This is a genomic window from Anabaena sp. PCC 7108 (assembly GCF_000332135.1).
In the GTDB taxonomy this organism is placed as follows: domain Bacteria; phylum Cyanobacteriota; class Cyanobacteriia; order Cyanobacteriales; family Nostocaceae; genus Anabaena.
Window position 1 is genome coordinate 1,027,552 of sequence record NZ_KB235896.1, and the last position, 19,736, is coordinate 1,047,287.

At 38.0% G+C, this 19,736-nt stretch carries 28 protein-coding genes; 13 read left to right on the forward strand and 15 right to left on the reverse strand.

Annotated elements, in window-relative coordinates; all coding sequences use genetic code 11:
- Positions 1–227 precede the first annotated feature (227 nt).
- Positions 228–1,376 (forward strand): ParM/StbA family protein, encoded by a 1,149-nt coding sequence (locus tag ANA7108_RS0105310; RefSeq protein ID WP_016949731.1) that lies wholly within the window; start codon positions 228–230, stop codon positions 1,374–1,376.
- An 8-nt stretch (positions 1,377–1,384) separates the two neighbouring features.
- The gene (locus ANA7108_RS0105315; RefSeq protein ID WP_016949732.1) at positions 1,385–1,873 is read left to right on the forward strand and encodes a hypothetical protein; all 489 of its coding nucleotides are present in this window, start codon (positions 1,385–1,387) and stop codon (positions 1,871–1,873) included.
- 133 nt (positions 1,874–2,006) lie between these two features.
- On the opposite strand, the gene ANA7108_RS0105320 is transcribed toward ANA7108_RS0105315, so the two are convergent.
- The 6 genes from ANA7108_RS0105320 to ANA7108_RS30825 all read right to left on the reverse strand — a co-directional run bounded on the left by ANA7108_RS0105320 (position 2,007) and on the right by ANA7108_RS30825 (position 5,254).
- Positions 2,007–2,591 (reverse strand): CPBP family intramembrane glutamic endopeptidase, encoded by a 585-nt coding sequence (locus ANA7108_RS0105320; protein WP_016949733.1) that lies wholly within the window; start codon positions 2,589–2,591, stop codon positions 2,007–2,009.
- Between the two features lie 63 nt (positions 2,592–2,654).
- Positions 2,655–3,707, reverse strand: a complete 1,053-nt coding sequence (locus ANA7108_RS0105325; protein ID WP_016949734.1) for a DUF3326 domain-containing protein — start codon at positions 3,705–3,707, stop codon at positions 2,655–2,657.
- A 21-nt stretch (positions 3,708–3,728) separates the two neighbouring features.
- Complete coding sequence (locus ANA7108_RS30450) at positions 3,729–3,899, reverse strand: hypothetical protein (RefSeq protein ID WP_016949735.1); 171 nt, start codon at positions 3,897–3,899, stop codon at positions 3,729–3,731.
- Between the two features lie 119 nt (positions 3,900–4,018).
- Complete coding sequence (locus ANA7108_RS0105335) at positions 4,019–4,333, reverse strand: 2Fe-2S iron-sulfur cluster-binding protein (RefSeq protein WP_016949736.1); 315 nt, start codon at positions 4,331–4,333, stop codon at positions 4,019–4,021.
- A gap of 345 nt (positions 4,334–4,678) precedes the next feature.
- Complete coding sequence (locus ANA7108_RS30820) at positions 4,679–5,059, reverse strand: transposase (protein ID WP_369750735.1); 381 nt, start codon at positions 5,057–5,059, stop codon at positions 4,679–4,681.
- Complete coding sequence (locus ANA7108_RS30825; RefSeq protein WP_016949738.1) at positions 5,060–5,254, reverse strand: hypothetical protein; 195 nt, start codon at positions 5,252–5,254, stop codon at positions 5,060–5,062.
- Positions 5,255–5,542: 288 nt separating this feature from the next.
- On the opposite strand from ANA7108_RS30825, the gene acnB reads away from it, so the two are divergent.
- From acnB to ANA7108_RS30085, 9 genes are all read left to right on the forward strand, one after another.
- A complete protein-coding gene (gene acnB, locus ANA7108_RS0105345; RefSeq protein WP_016949739.1) occupies positions 5,543–8,173 on the forward strand; it encodes a bifunctional aconitate hydratase 2/2-methylisocitrate dehydratase in 2,631 nt (876 codons plus the stop codon).
- Between the two features lie 58 nt (positions 8,174–8,231).
- Positions 8,232–8,480 (forward strand): type II toxin-antitoxin system RelE/ParE family toxin, encoded by a 249-nt coding sequence (locus ANA7108_RS0105350; RefSeq protein ID WP_016949740.1) that lies wholly within the window; start codon positions 8,232–8,234, stop codon positions 8,478–8,480.
- A gap of 15 nt (positions 8,481–8,495) precedes the next feature.
- On the forward strand, positions 8,496–8,693 hold the full coding sequence (locus ANA7108_RS0105355) for a hypothetical protein (RefSeq protein WP_016949741.1): 198 nt from the start codon (positions 8,496–8,498) through the stop codon (positions 8,691–8,693).
- Between the two features lie 34 nt (positions 8,694–8,727).
- Entirely contained in the window at positions 8,728–9,144 is a 417-nt protein-coding gene (locus ANA7108_RS0105360) for a XisH family protein (protein WP_016949742.1), read from the forward strand.
- On the forward strand, positions 9,132–9,473 hold the full coding sequence (locus ANA7108_RS0105365) for a XisI protein (protein ID WP_016949743.1): 342 nt from the start codon (positions 9,132–9,134) through the stop codon (positions 9,471–9,473). The genes ANA7108_RS0105360 and ANA7108_RS0105365 overlap by 13 nt, the downstream gene beginning before the upstream one ends.
- A gap of 98 nt (positions 9,474–9,571) precedes the next feature.
- Positions 9,572–9,832 carry a hypothetical protein gene (locus ANA7108_RS0105370; protein WP_016949744.1) on the forward strand — a complete coding sequence of 87 codons (261 nt, stop codon included), beginning with the start codon at positions 9,572–9,574 and terminating at the stop codon, positions 9,830–9,832.
- Positions 9,833–10,213 carry a type II toxin-antitoxin system VapC family toxin gene (locus ANA7108_RS0105375; RefSeq protein WP_016949745.1) on the forward strand — a complete coding sequence of 127 codons (381 nt, stop codon included), beginning with the start codon at positions 9,833–9,835 and terminating at the stop codon, positions 10,211–10,213.
- On the forward strand, positions 10,206–10,328 hold the full coding sequence (locus tag ANA7108_RS28585) for an element excision factor XisI family protein (RefSeq protein WP_016949746.1): 123 nt from the start codon (positions 10,206–10,208) through the stop codon (positions 10,326–10,328). The genes ANA7108_RS0105375 and ANA7108_RS28585 overlap by 8 nt, the downstream gene beginning before the upstream one ends.
- A gap of 249 nt (positions 10,329–10,577) precedes the next feature.
- A complete protein-coding gene (locus ANA7108_RS30085; protein WP_158318341.1) occupies positions 10,578–10,715 on the forward strand; it encodes a hypothetical protein in 138 nt (45 codons plus the stop codon).
- Here the strand turns inward: ANA7108_RS30085 and ANA7108_RS0105385 are convergent.
- From ANA7108_RS0105385 to ANA7108_RS0105405, 5 genes are all read right to left on the reverse strand, one after another.
- Positions 10,689–11,093: a type II toxin-antitoxin system VapC family toxin gene (locus tag ANA7108_RS0105385; RefSeq protein WP_016949747.1), complete on the reverse strand. Its 405-nt coding sequence runs from the start codon at positions 11,091–11,093 to the stop codon at positions 10,689–10,691. The genes ANA7108_RS30085 and ANA7108_RS0105385 overlap by 27 nt on opposite strands.
- Positions 11,081–11,380 (reverse strand): AbrB/MazE/SpoVT family DNA-binding domain-containing protein, encoded by a 300-nt coding sequence (locus ANA7108_RS0105390; protein WP_016949748.1) that lies wholly within the window; start codon positions 11,378–11,380, stop codon positions 11,081–11,083. The genes ANA7108_RS0105385 and ANA7108_RS0105390 overlap by 13 nt, the downstream gene beginning before the upstream one ends.
- Before the next feature lie 118 nt (positions 11,381–11,498).
- A complete protein-coding gene (locus tag ANA7108_RS0105395; protein ID WP_016949749.1) occupies positions 11,499–11,993 on the reverse strand; it encodes an ureidoglycolate lyase in 495 nt (164 codons plus the stop codon).
- 99 nt (positions 11,994–12,092) lie between these two features.
- Positions 12,093–12,518, reverse strand: coding sequence for a hypothetical protein (locus ANA7108_RS0105400; protein ID WP_016949750.1), 426 nt, complete (start codon positions 12,516–12,518; stop codon positions 12,093–12,095).
- Positions 12,519–12,767: 249 nt separating this feature from the next.
- Complete coding sequence (locus ANA7108_RS0105405; protein WP_016949751.1) at positions 12,768–14,405, reverse strand: CTP synthase; 1,638 nt, start codon at positions 14,403–14,405, stop codon at positions 12,768–12,770.
- A 321-nt stretch (positions 14,406–14,726) separates the two neighbouring features.
- Between ANA7108_RS0105405 and ANA7108_RS0105410 the strand changes: the two genes are divergently transcribed.
- Positions 14,727–16,502, forward strand: a complete 1,776-nt coding sequence (locus tag ANA7108_RS0105410) for an N-acetylmuramoyl-L-alanine amidase (RefSeq protein WP_026104000.1) — start codon at positions 14,727–14,729, stop codon at positions 16,500–16,502.
- Between the two features lie 84 nt (positions 16,503–16,586).
- On the forward strand, positions 16,587–17,936 hold the full coding sequence (locus ANA7108_RS26845; protein WP_084776867.1) for a TAXI family TRAP transporter solute-binding subunit: 1,350 nt from the start codon (positions 16,587–16,589) through the stop codon (positions 17,934–17,936).
- A gap of 70 nt (positions 17,937–18,006) precedes the next feature.
- Here the strand turns inward: ANA7108_RS26845 and ANA7108_RS0105420 are convergent, their stop codons facing one another.
- From ANA7108_RS0105420 to ANA7108_RS0105435, 4 genes are all read right to left on the reverse strand, one after another.
- Positions 18,007–18,507 (reverse strand): DUF2085 domain-containing protein, encoded by a 501-nt coding sequence (locus ANA7108_RS0105420; RefSeq protein ID WP_016949754.1) that lies wholly within the window; start codon positions 18,505–18,507, stop codon positions 18,007–18,009.
- A 25-nt stretch (positions 18,508–18,532) separates the two neighbouring features.
- Complete coding sequence (locus tag ANA7108_RS0105425; RefSeq protein WP_016949755.1) at positions 18,533–18,793, reverse strand: hypothetical protein; 261 nt, start codon at positions 18,791–18,793, stop codon at positions 18,533–18,535.
- A 129-nt stretch (positions 18,794–18,922) separates the two neighbouring features.
- Positions 18,923–19,408 carry a DUF3368 domain-containing protein gene (locus tag ANA7108_RS0105430; protein WP_016949756.1) on the reverse strand — a complete coding sequence of 162 codons (486 nt, stop codon included), beginning with the start codon at positions 19,406–19,408 and terminating at the stop codon, positions 18,923–18,925.
- Positions 19,405–19,683 (reverse strand): UPF0175 family protein, encoded by a 279-nt coding sequence (locus ANA7108_RS0105435; RefSeq protein WP_016949757.1) that lies wholly within the window; start codon positions 19,681–19,683, stop codon positions 19,405–19,407. Before ANA7108_RS0105435 ends, ANA7108_RS0105430 begins: the two co-directional genes overlap by 4 nt.
- Positions 19,684–19,736 lie beyond the last annotated feature (53 nt).

Genomic DNA, 19,736 nt, shown 5'->3' on the forward strand with positions numbered 1-19,736 from the left:
AGGCTGTTAATGGGTTATTAGGGATGACATCTGTGCAAAATTCGCCGACACTATGATGTCAAATAATGTTAAATTCACGTTAGCGTAGCCCAGCGCAGGTATAACCTACAATAATTTTCGACGTATTTCTAGTTACACTTGACCCAATCTAGAATTTTTCATAGCTCGTATTTTTGTAAGATGGGCATGATAAGTTTTTACAGTTAAGTTACCACATAGGAGCTTTTATGACAGACCAACCCCCAGTAGCTAACCCGATGAATGCCGCTGCTATTCCCATGAACCGAGTAGCATCAACCCCACTAAATAGTAATCCCAATGCTAATAAGCCACCAACGAATAGTTCAGGGAAAAATATTCTCAGCGTGGATTTAGGTAGAACCTCTACTAAAACTTGTGTCAGCCGCGAACCTGGGAATGTGGCTTTCATTCCTGCCAATGTCAAGCAGATGTCAATTGATGAAATCCGAGGTGGCGTGTTTGAATCGAAGGCAACTGATCCTTTAATGGATTTGTGGCTGGAATATCAAGGCAGTGGCTATGCTGTAGGACAATTAGCAGCGGATTTTGGGGCAAATCTAGGAGTCGGACAATCTAAGGTCAATGACGCACTAGCTAAAGTTCTGGCTTGTGCTGGTTATTTTAAACTCAAAGACGAGATTTCTGTAATCGTCGGTTTGCCTTTCCTGTCTCTAGAACAATTTGAACGGGAAAAAGCCCAGTTAATCAGCTTAGTAACCGGACCCCATGTATTGAATTTTCGGGGTGAATCTTTGTCGCTCAATATCACTAAAGTTTGGGTAATGCCAGAAGGTTATGGCAGTTTGCTGTGGTCTGAAGCTCAACCTAATAAACCAGCAACAGCCCCTGACTTTACAAAAATGTCAGTAGGTATTGTCGATATCGGTCATCAAACGATTGATTGTATCATGGTGGATAATTTCCGCTTTGCCAGAGGTCTTTCTCAAAGTGAAGACTTTGGTATGAACAAGTTTTATGACCTGGTGGCTAACGAAATACACGGGGCTGATAGTCAATCTCTAGCACTGATTTCTGCGGTTAATAAGCCTAAAGGCGAGCGTTTTTATCGGCCTAAAGGTGAAAGCAAGCCCACAAACTTAGACGATTTTCTACCTAACCTCACAGAGCAGTTTTCACGAGAAATTTGCTCTCGCGTTTTAGCCTGGTTGCCAGAGCGTGTAACTGATGTGATTATCACTGGTGGCGGTGGAGAATTCTTCTGGGAAGATATTCAACGTCTGCTCAAAGAAGCTAAGATTAATGCCCATTTGGCTTCACCCTCTCGCCAAGCTAACGCTTTAGGGCAGTATCTTTACGGAGAGGCACAATTGTCTGCTGTTCGCTCTGCTAGGTAATAAAACTGATGTTCCAATGGTCAAAAAAGGTAGTTAAATCCGTCACTTTCAATCCAGAAATTGGGGATGAAAGCTTGTTGGCACAGGTGGAAAGTTACTTGGAGGCACAGCCCGAAAAGACTTTCAGCGACCTCTGTAAAGAGGCTCTATGGCAAGCTTTATGTGTACCGGACTCTGTACGACCTTCTCCGAATACAGCATCACTGCCGATGGAACAACAAATCGGTGAGTTGCAACGTCAAATGGCTGGACTTGAGGAACGTTTTTTTGCTAAGGAATCCAACCGTTTGGAGGCGATGGAAAGCCAAATATTGCAACTTACTCAACAAGTGGCACAATTGGCAATTATCCTTAATCAAGGAGTATATAATCAGTCTTCAAACTCATCAGTACCAGCAGCAGAAGTAGTTAACAATTTTGTTTCTACTCCTAATCCCACTCCGCAAGAAGTTGACCCTGTAATTAGTCGTCTGAGTCAGTATCTTGATGATTTCTAAGAAACAAGCAACTTTATCAGCCTGTTGACAAGATCAAGTGGGAAGTGTGAGAACCATAGCATTTATAACAGGTGACTCTTAACAGGTGACAGGTGACAGTCTGAAAAGTCTTTTGAGACTGTCACCTGCTATATTAAACCAATTTACGTGTTTTCCATAAATAACTAGATAGCCAATTTGTGAGGATATGAGCCACAATTGGAACTAACAAATTACCGCTGAGTAGAGCGCTATAACCTAGAATGATGCCGATAAGAGTTGCCCAAATCACATAAGGCCACTGTTCGGAACCACTCAGGTGTAAAACACCAAAGCAAAGACTTGAGACAATGATGGCTACATGATCAGCGCCTAAAGCTGGTAACATAACACCACGAAATAATAGTTCTTCACTTAACCCCGGTAGTAATCCCAGCCATATCAAGTCGGGTAAAGCTAATGGCTTAAGTATTAGTTCTAGGTAATAATCAGCACTTTTACGATAGGGAGGGGAAAAGCGGTAAGCTAAACCACTGAACACAGTGATCATTAAACCCAACCCCAGTCCCAAGAAGAGATCCCTTTCGTACCAGTACAATTTAAATATAGGAAAGTTGCCAAAGCGCAACCATAGTTTGGCGACTATCCACAAAATAACCGCAGTTGCACCCATAGCTACGAGTACTTGGATGCGTGTGAGGTAAGGAATTTCTGGTTCTTGCTTTTGTTGTTCAACCACAGGCGTTTGGGTAATGGGTAATTAGTAATGGGTAATTGGTAATGGGTAATTGGTAAAAACTTTTTATTCCCTATTCTCTGTTCTTTGACTAATGAATGATGTATTAATACCAGCTTTGTGAGCTACTAATACTCCTACTGCTTCTAAATATGAGTTTACTTGTATGGATTTGATTGCCAACGCTGGAGCAGAAACTTCTATGAGGGTTTTATTTTCTGCGACTGTAATTATTTGACATTGCTTGTGGCTTAAACTTAGTAAAGCACTGCTACCACAAGCGTTTGCAGGTACAATAATGGCATTAACTTGATCTGCCCAGATATCTTCTGGTAAAGAATTGATAACTTCCTTCTTAATAATAAATTGTGGAGCGCGACTTAAGCCAACAAGAACGCAGGGTAAAAAGGTATAGCCCAGTTCTTCGGCAGCCGAACGAGGGGATAAATCAGGGTCTGGGGGGGCTGTAGAAAGGGCTGGAGCATGGGCGCAAGGTATTTGAAAGGTGCGGACTAATAAATGGCTAATGACGGCTTCTGCACCTGCTAGAGGGTCTACTCCTTTTCCATGTCGGTAGTTCTGAACTGCTTTTTCATCTATATCTTCAGGAAAACGGGCTACGACTGCGATCGCATCTGCTCCTTCTTTCTTAATTAATATCTCAGCTGCTCGTAATAAGCTATCTGGGTTGCCAATTGTTCCCCAACTCGCACCCGATGCAGAAGTACGCAATTCTACGTTTAATGGTGCATCTGTGACAACATGATTGGTGATGGTTAATCCCAGGGTTGCTCTAGCTGCGTCTGCGGCTTGCAGGTGTCGCAGCATGAGTTCTGGTTCAATGGCTTGGTCTAAAAGCAAACCTACTCGGTTGCTATGGACGGGACGCAGCCCCCAGCATTGTGAGGCAAATTTGTCAAGTCCATAACCTTCAACGTAGAGAGTGTTGGGGAGATTCCAGTACAAACTAGCGCCATTGAGGACATTGGGGTGAGTGATCAGGCGATCGCACACCTGTGATATGAGTCTAGCTACGGGCAATGCGTCTCCGGCATAACCGCCAATTGCTGCCCCAATGCCCGTAGGGATGATGAGAATAGCTGTATAGGGAAGATGCATAGTAGAACGGACTAAAAGCCCCTACTTAGTGACAACAGCTTCCACTGTAGCTTTTTCCTTTGACTTATCTACGGAGGTAATAGCCCAACGCAGGGGTTCACCTTGTTTTTTCAATTCTGTCTCAATGGCTTTTTGTAATTCTGTGGGGGTTTCTTGAAGGTCGATTTCAGCAGTAATAAAATGAGTAGTCATAGTGGTAAATTTTGTGGCTTTGTGTTTTCTAGAATAGCTGATTTTAGAATCAATGATGAAGTGTGGAGTTGAAAATTTTTATTTTTATTTTAACTTCATTCCACTTCATCTTTTTAGGTTTATTTTCCAAACTGCAATTGATAAACTATGTCTTCTTTTTCGGTGACAAGTTTCAGATTAGAAAGGGGTTTAGCAACACAAAGCAATACATAACCTTGTTTTTGCAGTTCTGGACTCACACCCATGCCATCAGCTTGATCTACAGTTCCTTCGCTAATTTGACCAGCGCAAGTTGTGCAAACACCTGCACCACAAGATGTTGGTAAATCTAAACCAGCAGCGTGGGCAACGGATAAGATGGTTTCGTTATCAGGCACTTGTAAGGTATGAATTGTGCCTTGGTGGTTAATTTCGACGGTGTAGGTTGTGGACATATACACAAGGAATGTGTGACAGATAACAGGTCAATTATTTTATCTGATAAATAGGTGCATAAACAAGGGAATTGTGGAAAAAATATTTTTTAATCCTATTTTGATGGGGAAAATATTGAAAATTCAATAACATTCAAAAAAGTATTATACCAACAGGGCTATTAAATCTCATCTTTTTTTACCAGTTCTGAATCACAAATTAACCAGGATATCGAGGATCTTAGGATTTACAGGATGGGGTTATTTTTGAGGATGAAATTGTCAGAATCAGGATATCCAGGATTTTAGGATTTACAGGATGGGGTTATTTTTAATTAATAAATATTCAGCAAGAGATCGTACTAATTACCATTTAGAAGGATTATTAGGATGTAATTGATCATTTTCCCAAGATAAAGGATTATTTTGGATGTATTTTCTAATTTTTGTTAAAGATTCATCATTTCTAATAATATGATCATAATAATTACGTTGCCAAACGGAATTTTGAGGTGTATTACGAATGACGTTAATTTTCTTAGTTGTTGCTGATTTAAAACCTGCCATTAATGATGATAAAGATTTTGGTTTCATTGATATTCTTGGTGCTGATGATTGGATTTGTGGTAGCGAACGGCCGTTCGCCCCTACATTATTATCTCTGTTTATTTCGTGATTAATCATAACAATTCCATGAAAATGATTAGGCATAATTACAAATTCATATAATTCAATTTCTTTGCGGATTTATGCTGATTTTAACCATTCTTCTTTGATTAATTCACCAAAATTATTTAATATCACTTGATTATTTATAATATTTCCAAATAAACATTCACGTTGATAACAACAAATTGTAATGAAATAAAGACCAGATTGAGAATAATCATAGCCTTTAAGACGAATTGATTGGCGTTTATGTATATCAGGATTATAGGTCATAAGATTAAACTTTATGTATATCAGGATTATAGGTGATTAGATTCAAGTTTAGATATATTTTTCATATATTAATTTATATTGTAGGGGTGAACGGCCGTTCACCCCTACCCAACCATTAAATAATGTTGTTAAAAAATGACCATAAATAAAATTCTTTTCTGGAATAAATCCACTAATTTTAAACTATAAACTGTTCTTGATAATCAATTCCGTCCATTCGTAACTCCTGTAACAATTCCCTTACAATAAAATAAAGAAAACAAGACATTACAGGAGAAAAGCTAAATCATGTTAGCTGAATACCAACAACACATCCAAGAACGCGCACAACTGGGTATTCCCCCATTACCATTGGACGCAAAACAAACTTCAGAATTATGTGAATTACTGAAAAATCCACCTAAAGGTGAAGAAGAGGTATTATTAAATTTATTACGCGATCGCATTCCCCCCGGAGTTGACCAAGCTGCTTATGTAAAAGCTGGATTTCTCACAGCAATTGCGAAAGAAGAAATTACTAGTCCCTTAGTTTCCCCAGTTGATGCAGTAGAATTACTGGGAACAATGATTGGTGGTTACAATGTTCAATCTTTAATTGATTTACTTCAAGTTTCCAGCAATTCTGAATCAGAATCGTCAGCAGCACCTTTAGTTATGGGGGGACAAGGGAAAGAACCTATAGCCGCTTATGCAGCCAACGCCCTCAGCAAAATTATGTTGGTGTATGATGCTTTCCATGATGTTTTGGAATTATCAAAAACCAACCCCTACGCTAAAAGAGTGGTAGACTCTTGGGCAGAAGCAGAATGGTTTACTCTGCGTCCCACATTACCCGAAGCTATCACCGTCACCGTTTTCAAAGTTCCCGGAGAAACCAACACCGACGACTTATCACCCGCAACCCACGCTACCACCCGTCCTGATATTCCCCTTCACGCTTTAGCAATGTTAGAAACCCGTCAACCGGGAAGTTTAGAAACCATTGCAGACTTGAAGAAAAAAGGACATCCCGTTGCTTACGTCGGTGATGTGGTTGGTACAGGTTCATCTCGTAAGTCTGCAATCAATTCTGTGTTATGGCATTTAGGAAATGATATCCCCTTTGTTCCCAACAAACGCGCCGGAGGTTATATATTAGGAAGTGCGATCGCACCTATCTTTTTTAACACAGCCGAAGATGCCGGTGCATTACCCATCCAATGCGATGTCAGCAAAATGGAAACCGGTGACGTAATCACCATTTATCCCTACAAAGGTGATATTCTCAACGCCGCAGGAGAAGTTATTTCCACCTTCAGCCTCAAACCTGACACCATTTTAGACGAAGTTCGCGCCGGTGGACGTATCCCCTTATTAATTGGACGTACCCTCACCGATAAAACCCGTCAAGCATTGGGTTTAGAACCCAGCACTTTATTTATCCGTCCCCAAGCCCCAGCCGACACCGGAAAAGGCTACACATTAGCTCAGAAAATGGTCGGTAAGGCGTGCGGTTTATCTGGTGTGCGTCCGGGGACATCTTGCGAACCAATCATGACTACAGTCGGTTCTCAGGACACTACAGGACCAATGACTAGGGATGAATTAAAAGAACTTGCTTGTTTAGGTTTCAGTGCAGACTTAGTAATGCAGAGTTTCTGTCACACAGCCGCATATCCCAAACCAGTAGACATCAAAACCCACCAAGAACTACCCGACTTTTTTGCACAACGTGGTGGTGTGGCCTTGCGTCCTGGTGATGGTATTATCCACTCCTGGTTAAACCGGATGTTGTTACCCGACACCGTAGGAACAGGTGGAGATTCACATACTCGCTTCCCATTAGGAATATCCTTTCCTGCGGGTTCTGGTTTAGTTGCGTTTGCTGGTGCATTGGGTGTAATGCCTTTGGATATGCCAGAATCAGTTTTAGTAAGATTTAAAGGAGAATTGCAACCAGGAATTACATTGAGAGATATTGTTAATGCAATTCCTTATGTAGCCATGCAAAAAGGGTTGTTAACTGTAGAGAAGCAGAACAAGAAAAACGTCTTCTCTGGCAAGATTTTGGAAATTGAAGGTTTACCAAATTTGAAAGTTGAACAAGCTTTTGAATTAACCGATGCTTCCGCAGAACGTTCTTGTGCTGGTTGCACAATTAAGTTGAGTGAAGAAACAGTTGCGGAATATTTGCGTTCTAATATTGCCCTGTTAAAAAACATGGTAGCACGGGGTTATCACGATGAGCGAACCATTATGCGCCGAGTAGCGAAAATGGAAGAATGGTTAGCAAATCCGGTGTTAATGTCAGCCGATGCAGATGCGGAATATGCAGAAATAATTGAAATTGATTTAAGCCAAATCAAAGAACCAATTGTAGCTGCACCAAATGACCCTGATAATGTTAAGTTATTATCGGAAGTTGCCAATGATCCTGTACAAGAAGTATTTGTTGGTTCTTGTATGACAAATATCGGACATTATCGCGCAACTGCGAAGGTTTTGGAAGGTGCTGGTAAGGTAAATGCTCGTTTGTGGATAGCACCACCTACAAGAATGGATGAACACCAATTAAAAGCAGAAGGTGTTTATGACGTTTTCGTAGCTGCAAATGCCAGAACTGAGATTCCAGGATGCAGTTTATGTATGGGAAATCAGGCGCGAGTTGATGATAATACAACTGTGTTTTCTACCTCAACTCGTAACTTCAATAATCGCATGGGAACAGGCGCACAAGTGTATTTAGGTTCGGCGGAATTAGCAGCAGTTTGTGCTTTGTTGGGAAGGCTACCTAATGTGCAGGAATATTTGGATATTGTCGCCGAGAGAATTCATCCTTTTGCTGATAATTTGTATCGTTATTTGAACTTTGATCAAATTGTTGGTTTTGAGGATGAGGGTAGGGTGATTAGTAAGGAGGAACAGGCGGCTTTGGTGTAATTTAGGTTAGGGTGGGTCTTGATGGCTCACCTGAATGTTTTGAAAAAGGTTAGAATATGTGCAGTACCAAATAGAATTTAAACCCAAAGCTATTAAAGATTTACAGAAAATTCCTGTAAATGAAAGAGAACGCATTATCAATAAAATTGAAGCAATGCAAGATGATTTACAGGGAGATGTAAAACGCTTAACAAATTTTACTCCAGAATATCGTTTAAGAGTTGGTGATTATCGAGTTTTGTTTGAATTAGAAGAACAAACTATAATCGTGTATAGGGTTAAGCATCGTAGTAAAGCTTATGAATAACTGGAGTTTTAAAAAATGATTGAATTACATCCTGAGTTTTTAACAAAAAATGGTGAAAAACAATTTGCTATTTTACCTTATGAGGAATTTTTAAAGATTAAAGAATTGTTAGAAGATTTGGAAGATTTAAAAGATTTGCGTGATGCTAAAGAAGAAGAGAAAGATAGTCTTTCAGTATCTTTAGCCGAGGTAAAAAAGATGTTATTATCTTGATGCTAGAAAATCAAGTGTTATTAACAGGGTAATAATGCCAGCAAAAAATATTTACCATGATGCGGTTAAAAATGCTTTAATTAAGGATGGGTGGACTATTACTTTTGATCCTTATCCAATTAAATATGAAGAAGTTAAATTACTTGCTGATTTAGCTGGTGAAAAAACAATTTCTGCAACAAGAGAAGGACAAAAAATAGTTATTGAAATTAAAAGTTTTCTCAGTCGTTCTCCTATGCGTGAATTTGAAACAGCGTTAGGACAATATCTAATTTATCAAACCTTTCTTTCTCTGACTCATCCTGAGTATAAAGTTTATTTAGCAATTAGTGAAAAGATTTATGAGAAGTTTTTTAAACAAGTAGCAATTGAATTAATTTTACAAAAATATCAAATTTCATTGTTGGTTGTTGATATTAATAAAGAGGAGATTATCAAATGGACAAGCTAACTCATTATCAAAATATAATCAAACAAATCCTCACTGAATATGAAAGAATCTCAGCACAAGTACCTGATCCTGATATAGATGAGGTATTAATGTTTGATGATCAAAGAAGTCAATATCTTTGGTTTAATATTGGCTGGAAGAATAATAAAAGAGTGAAAGCAATTTCGGTTTATGTGAGAATTAAAAATGAGAAGATTTACATTGAGGAAGATTGGACTGAGGAAGGTATTGCAACGGAGTTATTAAGGGAAGGTGTACCAAAAGAGGATATTATTTTGGCTTTTCATGATCCAGAAACTCGTAAGTTGACTGAGTTTGCTGTAGCTTGAGTAATTTATAATGAGAAAATTTTGTTAGTATAATGTAAGTTAGGGTGAGTTTTAATAGCTCACCTTGATTAGCTAATTATTAATAGGTGAAAAAAATCATGTTAAAAACTTTTAACGCTATTTTGAAAAATAATTCTATTCAATGGGTTGATGAAACTCCTGAAATAGAATTGGATAGTTCAATAAAGGTGCATATTACTTTATTAGAAGAAACAGCAACACCTAAAACTAAATCTAATGGTCAAAAAATGGCAGAAGTGTTAAGAAAAATCTCAACAAAGAAAATTTTTGAGGAAATTGATCCACAAAAATGGCAACAAGAAATTCGTCAAGATCGATCTCTTCCTAATCGTGATTAAATGATGTTACTTGATAGCAATATTATTATCTATGCAGCACAAGCAGAAAATGAGTTTTTAAGGGGGTTTATCGCTGAACATTCTCCTTATGTATCTGCTCTTTCTTGTCTCGAAGTATTGGGTTATCATCAGCTAAATTATGAAGACAAAACCTATTTTGAGGAGTTTTTTAATGCTTCTCAAATTTTATCAATTTCTCAAGCTGTAATTGAGCAAGGAGTAAGACTAAAACAAATGAAAAAAATGTCTTTAGGAGATGCTATTATTGCCGGAACAGCATTAGTTCATGATTTAAGTGTTGTTACTAGAAATATTGATGATTTTCGTTGGATTACTGAGTTAAAATTACTTAATCCTTTTGATAGCTTGGAAAATGAATAATTTAAACTCTATCAAAGCAACTGAGTTATTAAGGGAATGTGTACCAAAAGAGGATATTGTTGTAGCTTTTCATGATCCTGAAACTCGGAATTTGACAGAGTTTGCTGTGGTTTGAGTAATTTATAAACAGGAGAAAAATAATCCTTGGAGATAGGTTATACTCCTTACTCCTTATGAGTGTCGGGATATGCACCAAAGATTAATTCAAATAGTTTCATATTTACATAATATAGCGATTGTTTTTAACGATTCTAATAGGGAAGAAAATAATTTGGAATACCTATTAAATATGTGTATAGATTACATAGATAAAATAAAGCCTTTTTGTGAATATGAACGAGATAAAGCTAAATAATTAGCTCCTGTGATAGATATTGATATATTGAAAGAGCGATCGCTCTTTGCTTATGGTTTGGGAGTGCGATCGCTATTGGGGTATGATTTTATGAAGAGCGATCGCTTTAAATATACTAATTTACAAATCAGGCTTTTTGACTATTGAATTAGATAAACTCTGAGACTTTTTAATAAATTTTTCATCAAAAGTATAAAACTCTAAACAATGATTACTGGAAGCTAAATGAAAAGCATCTGCAAAATCAAGACCATTTTCATGCCATTCAATAACTTGTAAAATTAACTTTTCATTAGTTAAATAAACATTAGGTAAACCAAAAACCTTTCTCAAAGCTTGACAAATTTCCCAAGCTTTAAATTTGTAAGCAAACCGCAACACCCATTCAGTTTCTAAGATTACAGTATCAGGAATAAAAATATTTTTACTTTTGAATAATGCTAAACTTTGTTGATACTGTAGATCATCATCTTTAGTAATAAATCTAACAATAATATTAGTATCAATAGCAATCATTGATTCCATAATTCTTCTATTCCCTGAGCGATTGCTTGATCCATTTCTTCAATTGTTTTGGCTTTTCCTTGATAGTTCAAACAACCAGCAACATCATCTAATTTGGTTTCTGGAAAAGTTTTTTTAGGCTTTAATAAAATTCCATCACCCAAATTAATGATTATTAATTCTTGACCATCTTCCCAATGATACTGATCTCTTAAGACTTGGGGAATAGTAACTTGACCTTGACTTGACAGTTTAGTAATTTCCATTGAAATAACATTCAAATATTTATTCCAATTCAAGTTTAACATAAATTCATATCTGTATCAATTCAGATCATTGTGCATTCGCATAGCTTACTTTATCCCTTACACAAGCGTAGGCATAGATATGACTTGTTGAATCTGAATTATTGAATTACGGCTTTCTTCACACCATCTCAAACTCTAATTGATGACTTTTCATAAAATCATGAGTGAAATGATCAACTACATTGGTATCACTCAACTCTAAATTATAAAAATCTACAAACTCATGGTCAAAATATGGTCCTGCGTGCCAAGTTCCTACCTCTAACTTAATAAAACAATCTCCCGGAATGCGGAAAACAGCAATCTCATCTAATCGAGGTTCATTAATATCATGATCAGGTGGACAAACTGCTATTAACCAATCCTTACCTTCCAAAGAACCCAAACATTGAGTACATTGTTCATGACGAGTAATTTTATGAAACTTCCGGCCTTTGTTGTGCAGTCGCATAATATAAAAGCGGGGAATGCCATTTTGTAAATTTAAATGTGCCTCTTCTGCATCAAAAGTCTTCCTCTCTCCACTAGGAAATATCACCTGTCCATAACGCTGAAAATTCTCTGGTGTGATCAATTCTACTTTTAACTGTTGTAATGTTGGAGATGTATTCATAAAAAATTTTGTTTATTTATTTTAATTACTTGTGTGTTAGATTTTCAAATATACTTATTTCAATACAATATTTTTCCTTGTTGGTCAATCAGACATTAATCAGTCAGGCAAAGAATATCCTGTATGTTCCTTGAGATATTGTCTAATCTTTTCATAAGATTCTAGATTACTTACGGGGTTGATAATAATAGGAAAAGTAACATCCGGCAACCAAAAACTTATCCTGCCGTTCTCTTCATAACAAAAAGAACTAATACAGTTGAGATTAATAATATATTCTTTTCTGTCGTAAGTTATTGTTACCCAATAAGCACTATCTAATTCCAGTCCTTGGATATATTGTATATATTCCGAAATCTTCTGATAGTCTTCCCCATTGCTTTGGGGGTTAATGACGATAGGAATGGAGCTATTAGGTATCCAAAAGGTAAGTCTACCGTTCTTTTCATAACAAAAAGTATTTATACGGTCAAGGTTAATTACATATTCTTTCCTTTGATCTTGTATTTTTACCCAGTAAGCCACAAAATTTCCTCAACACTGACTACATATTATTGCTTCTCCTAGAAGTAATTTTACCCAGTATGGCTGCAAATTTTTTGTGCTTTTGCCTTTTTTGCCAAATTCTACTTGATGCCGTTTGACTTTAAGGCTGATACAAAATACATATAGCTGTTGCCAGGTAAGGTATTGACAGAAACTGAGCATAAAACCCAGATAAAAACAGACTTTTACGCCTGTTCTGCTATGTTTTGTATTTTGTATCAGAAATTCCTAAGAAACTTCCACAGGTGTTGGTGTAGTGGGGGTAGGATGAGCCAGAGAAATAGCAGCTGACATAAATCCTTTAAATAAAGGATGAGGGGTGCTGGGACGAGATTGAAATTCGGGATGAAATTGGCAAGCGATAAAGAATGGGTGCTGGGGATATTCGACAATTTCGACTAAACGTCCGTCGGGAGAAGTCCCACTAATGACATAGCCCGACTCTAACAAGGGATTGCGGTAAACATTGTTAAACTCGTAACGATGGCGATGACGTTCATAAATTACTTCTTCTTGATATAATTCAAATGCCAAAGTGTTGGGAAGAATACGACAAGGATAAAGCCCCAAGCGCATAGTTCCGCCTAAATCAACTACATCCTGCTGTTCAGGCAACAAGTTAATAACTGGATAGTTAGTGTAGGGATCAAATTCGGCACTATTTGCATTGACTAGTCCCTCTACATTTCTCGCCCATTCAATCACAGAACATTGCATTCCCAAGCATAAACCTAAGAAGGGAATTTGGCGATCGCGTGCGTATTGAATCGCGGCAATTTTCCCATCTATGCCTCGGCTACCAAAGCCGCCAGGAACAATAATACCATCAACACCAGAAAGATAATTTTCCGGCGGTTCATTTTCCAAAGCTTCCGAGTTTACCCACCGTAAACGCAAATCACCGTGAGTAGCAATAGCCGCATGACGTAACGACTCGACTACGGAAAGATAAGCATCACTTAACCGCACATATTTACCAACAATGGCAATTTCGACGCTGTATTTGGGATTATACATCCGTTCTACCATAGTTTCCCACTGCGTCAAATTGGGTTGGCGTTGTTCCATTTGCAGTAAGTCTAGGACTTGCTCTGCTAATCCTTCCCGTTCTAAAATTACTGGTACTTCATAGATACTGGGGGCATCTGGGCTGGTAATCACGCATTCTACTGGTACGTCGCAAAACTCTGACAACTTTTGTTTTAAGCCCACAGGGATGGGGCGATCGCTCCGACATACTAAAATATCTGGTTGAATGCCAATTGATCTCAATTCCTTAACAGAATGCTGAGTCGGCTTAGTTTTCATTTCTCCCGCTGCCGCAATCCAAGGCAAAAGAGTGACGTGCATATATAGAACATTTCGCCGTCCTACTTCCTTCCGCAATTGACGAATTGCTTCTAAAAACGGTAGTGATTCAATATCACCTACAGTACCACCAATTTCAGTAATTACTGCTGAGGGATTAGTTTCTTTAGCAACTCTAATAATCCGCTCTTTAATCTCATTAGTAATATGGGGAATTACCTGAACTGTGCCGCCATTATAGTCTCCTCGGCGTTCCTTATTAATAACTGACTGATAAATTAAGCCAGTAGTAACACTGTTCAGACGAGACATTGAAGTATCAGTAAAGCGCTCGTAATGTCCCAGATCCAAATCTGTTTCTGCACCATCTTGGGTCACAAAAACTTCCCCGTGTTGAAAAGGACTCATTGTCCCTGGATCAACGTTAATATAGGGATCTAGTTTGAGAATCGACACCGAATAATCCCGCGATTTTAGCAATCGTCCCAGACTTGCTGCTACAATGCCTTTACCAATACTGGAAACAACGCCTCCAGTTACAAAGATAAACTTAGTCATAGTATTTTCAATTTCTAGCAACTTCTAAAAATACATTCCATCTCCTGAGGGAGAAATTGTGTTTACGCCTGAAAACAAGTGTGTGTGGTCAGTTATCATGTATCAGTAGCTTTACAAGTTTGTTCTGACAAGCTTTGAAGCTAAGTTTATCTGCTCAATGATTTCTGCTGTACTACGCTAGTATGAAGGATGAATTACCCCCCGCCGACAAATTTACGTGCTTTTATGCGATTTATTTGCCTTTGTTTTCATCCTTGAATTTCTATTCATTCCTGGTTATTGTCCCACAATTACTATCGTGAAATCTTCTGTGTTTTTGCCGTGAATAAACTATTAGTATTAGTAGTATTTAACTTTCTCTTCACCTCCTCAGTGGCTTTAGCACAAACCTCTCTTGTAGTAGTTTTTCCCCCAACAAACTACCAAACCAGTACAGAAAAAATATTTTTTATTGGTACCGCGCCGCCAAATGGGCAAGTTCTCATTAATGGTAAGCTAATTAGCCGAAGTAAAACTGGTCATTTTTCTCCCAGTTTCCCCTTGCGGTTAGGGGAGAATGTGTTTACAGTTATCTACCAAAATCAAGAACGAGAGATTAAAGTCACAAGGCTTTCTACTCAGCCAGAATTACCAAAAAGTTTAGGGTTTGCTAAAGATTCTCTAACTCCTGCTGCGGATATTGCTAGACTACCGGGCGAACTGATATGTTTTGGGGCTATTGCTCCCCCTCTAGCTAGTGTCTCCGTCAAGCTGGCTAATCAAACTATTCCCCTTTCACTCCAACCGTCACAAGTCCAATTACCTCCTAATTCTGGTGTACTGACGGGGCGAAATCAGCCTACTGCTTCTAGTCCTAGCAAATATCAAGGCTGCACAACAGTGGCCAATGCTGCCGATTTGGGACAACCTCAATTTAGTTTGGCATTGAATGGTAATACTGTGACTCAACTTGGTGAGGGTAAAGTTCAAATTCTCACACCTGCACAACTGCCAGTTACTGAGGTGACAGCAGCATCAGGTGTGGCTCGAACTGGACCTAGTACAGATTATTCACGACTTACACCCCTACCAAAAGGGACAAGGGCAACAGTGACAGGTAGAGAAGGTGATTGGTTACGATTAGACTATGGGGGTTGGATTAATAGCAAAGAAACCAAAATTCTTCCCGGTGCAGTTCCTCCACAAACAGTAATTCGCAGTGTTGGATATCGTCAGGTTGTAGGTGCAACAGAGATAGTTTTCCCATTACAAGTTGCTGTACCTGTGAGTGTAGAACAGAGCGATGGGCAAAGCCCCACCTTCGGTGATCGCTCTTTCACTCTCACTCTCTACAATACCATTGCCCAAACAGATACCATTCGCCTAGATGATAATCCCTTAATTTCTCGACTGGATTGGCAACAGGTGAATCCCACACAGATTAAATATACTTTTAACCTCAAAAAGTTCCAACAGTGGGGTTATAAGCTCAGATATGACAAAACTACTTTGGTTTTGACTTTGCGTCACGCGCCTAAAATTGAAACTAGAAAACGCTTGCCTTTATCTGGTATCAAAATTGTACTCGATCCAGGACATGGTGGGAAAGAATCTGGTGCCAGTGGTCCAACAGGATATTTAGAAAAAGATGTAAATTTGATAATCTCTAAGTTACTGCGAGATGAGTTGGTGCAGCGGGGTGCAAAGGTGGTGATGACAAGGGAGGATGATCGAGATGTTTCTTTAGTGGAACGTCAGGAGATTATTAGTAGAGAAGAACCTGCGATCGCTCTTTCTATCCATCATAACTCCTTACCTGATGATGGCGATGCCGAAAAAACTAAAGGCTTCGGGACTTTTTGGTATCATCCTCAATCACACAGCCTAGCAGTATTTTTACATAATTACGTAGTCAACAAACTTCGTAAACCTTCCTATGGAGTGTTTTGGAATAATTTAGCTTTAACTCGTCCTACTGTTGCACCTTCGGTATTGCTAGAATTAGGATTTATGAGTAACCCTTATGAATTTGAAGACGTAGTCAACCCTCAAGAACAGAAAAAAATGGCGAAGACCTTGGCTGAGGGAATTACAGATTGGTTTAGAAGTGTAAAGTAGCATTTTTGTCCATATTTTCAACTTCTTTGTCAAAAGATTGCTACAATTTACCCATCAAACTCCAATCCCAAATTAAAAATTGGTATGACTCGTAACCTATGGCCGAGTAAATTTTTGAGTCGATACAATTTTCTCTCCAACCCGATATTGCTAATTCCCCTACTGTTAAGCTTGGGCTTCATGGGATTTTTAGCAATACATATAATTATCGACATCAATCAAGTGCATCGCTTGACAATTGCGGCAGGATCAAAACAAAGTGAAAGTTATATATTAAGTCAAGCGATCGCTCAAGTCATAGCTAAACATGAGCCAAAAATTCAAATTCAAGTCATAGAAACTAACGGTTCCGAAGATAATATTAAACTTCTAGAAGAAAACAAAGTACAACTAGCTACAGCACAAGCTGATATTCCCACCTTACCCTCAGCCCGACTCATTTGTAATTTGTTTTCAGACGCATTTCAGCTAATAGTCACAGAAAAATCTGGTATCCAGCAAGTTGCTGGACTCAAAGGTAAACGAATCGCCTTACCACCTCAAGGTGGTGGTCAGTATAATTCATTTTGGGAATTAGCAAAACATTACCGTTTAGTACCCAGTGAGTTTACACACACAGCAATGTCAGAACAAGAAGCAGATGTTCTCTTTCGCAACCAGCAAATAGATGCAATTTTTCGGGTTCGTCCCCCAGGGAATAAATCAATACAGAAACTGGTGCAGAATAGTAATGGTAGGTTAGTGGCTATTGATCAAGGTGCGGCTATGAAAATCACTCAGCCCGCCTTTGAACCAGCATTTATACCCAAAGGCGCTTATCAAGGAAATCCCCCCATTCCCGCGATAAATTTACCGACAGTAACTTTACAAAGAACTTTTTTAGCTTCTAAATCTGTTGATGCTGGTATTATCCGACAAATAACCTCAATTTTGTATGATTATCGCCAAGAGTTGGCAAAATTGATGCCTTTAGCAGCAAATATTAGTCCTCCCAGCACAATTAGTGGAACTGGTTTACCACTCCATATAGGCGCTGCTGCTTACTATGACCGAGAAAAACCTAACTTTATCCAGGAAAATGCTGATTATTTTGGCTTAATTTTAACATTTATCCTGTTATTAGGGTCTTGGCTTTGGCAGCTGAAAGTGCGATTAGAGAAAATGCAAAAAAATCGGGGTGATGACTATAACCAAGATATTGTTAAATTGATCAGAACAATTGAAAGCTGTCAAAATATTAACCAGCTAGAAAAAATTCGGATTGAATTATTAGATGAATTTGAAAAAGTTGTGGAAGCTTTAGACAAAGACAGAATTACACCAGAAACATTTCAATCATTTACTTTTACATGGGAAGCGGCTATGTCAGCATTGCGCGATCGTAAACTGTGGTTAGCTAGACAAACTCTAGCCCGTCAGCAATCTAAATCATAGTTTTGGACATCATTTACCTCCAATCTGCCGTATATCTGTTGTATTAAATAACTAAAAATAATACACCTTATTAATGCTTTTGATAATAAAAAATTGGCATAGTAAATAAACCCCAAGCCAAACCCGTAATCAAACCAAAAGGTGTAACAATATAATTATTAAAATCCCACAAACCGAAAACTTGCGCTGCTAACTCCAAAGGGTAAGCCATCATCAACACACTAGCAAAAGCCGCACCATTCCAACCATATTGACTTAACCAAAAAACACCTTTTCCATTAGTTAAACCATACAAAATCCGAGTTATCAACAAACCCGTCACCGTACCATAACAGCGCATACAAACCGCCATAATAAAAGGTGGCGATAACTCCAAACCCATAGTAGGTTGCGGACATACATGATTACCCATAAAGTAAATGATGTCCGCAATACCTGGAAGCAAAAACACACCAGACGCAGCCAAAAAAGGAGCAATAGGTGGACCAAAAACCATTCCAGCTAAGAGGAAATCAGCAAAAAAACTCACCCAATTAACCCGTAAATCCCTTGACAAAATAACCCTTTGCATTTTTTTCCCTTGCGCGAAATATTTCTTAATCTATTTTATCTGGATTAATACCCATTTCTCGCAATCGTGCTGCTAATTGTGCTGCTTTAAGTTCTGCTTGTTCAGCCCTTAATTTTTGTAATTCGGCTTCTTCTTTACCAACTAATAATAAATTACCATCCAAATCCCACCAGCGCAGCCAAAGTTGTTCAGGATTATTTAAATAACTTCCTTGCCATAATCCTAATTCTACACCTAAAGGGGGAATGGGATAATGTCCGCATTCATTAGGTTGCATCGGTTGCATTTTTGTCTTATTTTCTATTACTGTATTTGTCAGAATCAGGATGTCCAGGATTGACAGGATGTTATTAGTAAATTTCTTTTTTCCTTGGCGTGAAATCAAATATTAAATTTTATCAGAACCTGAAAATTTTTAAATTTCTCCTGCTGTGATGAGAGCATAATTATAAATTTTAGGGCTGATTCTTGTACCTTTCATTATTAAATCATCCAAAATATTTTTGACGCTATCAATTAATCCTTGTTCTTTGGCTAAAATTATCACTCCCACTAAACCAATAATTGGTAAACCTCTACTAATAGCAACTTTTCTGCCAGCTTTTTCATCCATTAAAAGTTGATCGGCTTTTAGTTCTTCTGCCAAAATAATCGCAGAACATTCTCCTAAATCTAAATCTGTTTCTAATTGCAAATTTTTAATTAGTTCGTGATTATTTATAGAACGAACTTCCAGCCATGATACTGATTTTACAGCTAAAACAGCAGGATGATTTCCTGTAGTTAATTCTTCATAGACTTGTTGAGGAATTATGACTCTACCAAAAACAGCGTGAAGTAAATCTAATTTACCTATTTTAGCAAGTTCACTTAATGGGGTTGTATCGGAAACAATAATCATAAATTATTTGCTTTTAACCCCATTCTCGCTTGATTGATTTCTGACTGAAATTCCTCTAAACTCATACTATCGTCAAACAGAGATATATCATATTTAGACATTAACTCAATCACATCTAATCGAGCAATTCCTAATAATTGACTAGCTTTACCACTGCTAATTTCTCCGTGTTTAAGTAGCGTCATTATATAAGCTTCTTTGGCTTTATTTTCTGCTTCTTTTCTGATAGTGTCTGTGACGCTATGGATGGGAATGGTAAACTCTATTTTAGTCATAAAATCACATTTGTTTATTTTGGTGATACTTATATTATAACTCTCTGCGTTCT

Bases quoted from the DNA above. Each gene is read 5' to 3' on its own strand.
- ANA7108_RS0105310 (WP_016949731.1), top strand. From the start codon at position 228: ATGACAGACCAACCCCCAGTAGCTAACCCGATGAATGCCGCTGCTATT.
- ANA7108_RS0105315 (WP_016949732.1), top strand. From the start codon at position 1,385: ATGTTCCAATGGTCAAAAAAGGTAGTTAAATCCGTCACTTTCAATCCA.
- ANA7108_RS0105325 (WP_016949734.1), bottom strand. From the start codon at position 3,707: ATGCATCTTCCCTATACAGCTATTCTCATCATCCCTACGGGCATTGGG.
- ANA7108_RS30450 (WP_016949735.1), bottom strand. From the start codon at position 3,899: ATGACTACTCATTTTATTACTGCTGAAATCGACCTTCAAGAAACCCCC.
- ANA7108_RS0105335 (WP_016949736.1), bottom strand. From the start codon at position 4,333: ATGTCCACAACCTACACCGTCGAAATTAACCACCAAGGCACAATTCAT.
- ANA7108_RS30825 (WP_016949738.1), bottom strand. From the start codon at position 5,254: ATGACCTATAATCCTGATATACATAAACGCCAATCAATTCGTCTTAAA.
- acnB (WP_016949739.1), top strand. From the start codon at position 5,543: ATGTTAGCTGAATACCAACAACACATCCAAGAACGCGCACAACTGGGT.
- ANA7108_RS0105355 (WP_016949741.1), top strand. From the start codon at position 8,496: ATGATTGAATTACATCCTGAGTTTTTAACAAAAAATGGTGAAAAACAA.
- ANA7108_RS0105360 (WP_016949742.1), top strand. From the start codon at position 8,728: ATGCCAGCAAAAAATATTTACCATGATGCGGTTAAAAATGCTTTAATT.
- ANA7108_RS0105365 (WP_016949743.1), top strand. From the start codon at position 9,132: ATGGACAAGCTAACTCATTATCAAAATATAATCAAACAAATCCTCACT.
- ANA7108_RS0105370 (WP_016949744.1), top strand. From the start codon at position 9,572: ATGTTAAAAACTTTTAACGCTATTTTGAAAAATAATTCTATTCAATGG.
- ANA7108_RS0105375 (WP_016949745.1), top strand. From the start codon at position 9,833: ATGATGTTACTTGATAGCAATATTATTATCTATGCAGCACAAGCAGAA.
- ANA7108_RS28585 (WP_016949746.1), top strand. From the start codon at position 10,206: ATGAATAATTTAAACTCTATCAAAGCAACTGAGTTATTAAGGGAATGT.
- ANA7108_RS0105385 (WP_016949747.1), bottom strand. From the start codon at position 11,093: ATGGAATCAATGATTGCTATTGATACTAATATTATTGTTAGATTTATT.
- ANA7108_RS0105390 (WP_016949748.1), bottom strand. From the start codon at position 11,380: ATGTTAAACTTGAATTGGAATAAATATTTGAATGTTATTTCAATGGAA.
- ANA7108_RS0105395 (WP_016949749.1), bottom strand. From the start codon at position 11,993: ATGAATACATCTCCAACATTACAACAGTTAAAAGTAGAATTGATCACA.
- ANA7108_RS0105405 (WP_016949751.1), bottom strand. From the start codon at position 14,405: ATGACTAAGTTTATCTTTGTAACTGGAGGCGTTGTTTCCAGTATTGGT.
- ANA7108_RS26845 (WP_084776867.1), top strand. From the start codon at position 16,587: ATGACTCGTAACCTATGGCCGAGTAAATTTTTGAGTCGATACAATTTT.
- ANA7108_RS0105420 (WP_016949754.1), bottom strand. From the start codon at position 18,507: ATGCAAAGGGTTATTTTGTCAAGGGATTTACGGGTTAATTGGGTGAGT.
- ANA7108_RS0105425 (WP_016949755.1), bottom strand. From the start codon at position 18,793: ATGCAACCGATGCAACCTAATGAATGCGGACATTATCCCATTCCCCCT.
- ANA7108_RS0105430 (WP_016949756.1), bottom strand. From the start codon at position 19,408: ATGATTATTGTTTCCGATACAACCCCATTAAGTGAACTTGCTAAAATA.
- ANA7108_RS0105435 (WP_016949757.1), bottom strand. From the start codon at position 19,683: ATGACTAAAATAGAGTTTACCATTCCCATCCATAGCGTCACAGACACT.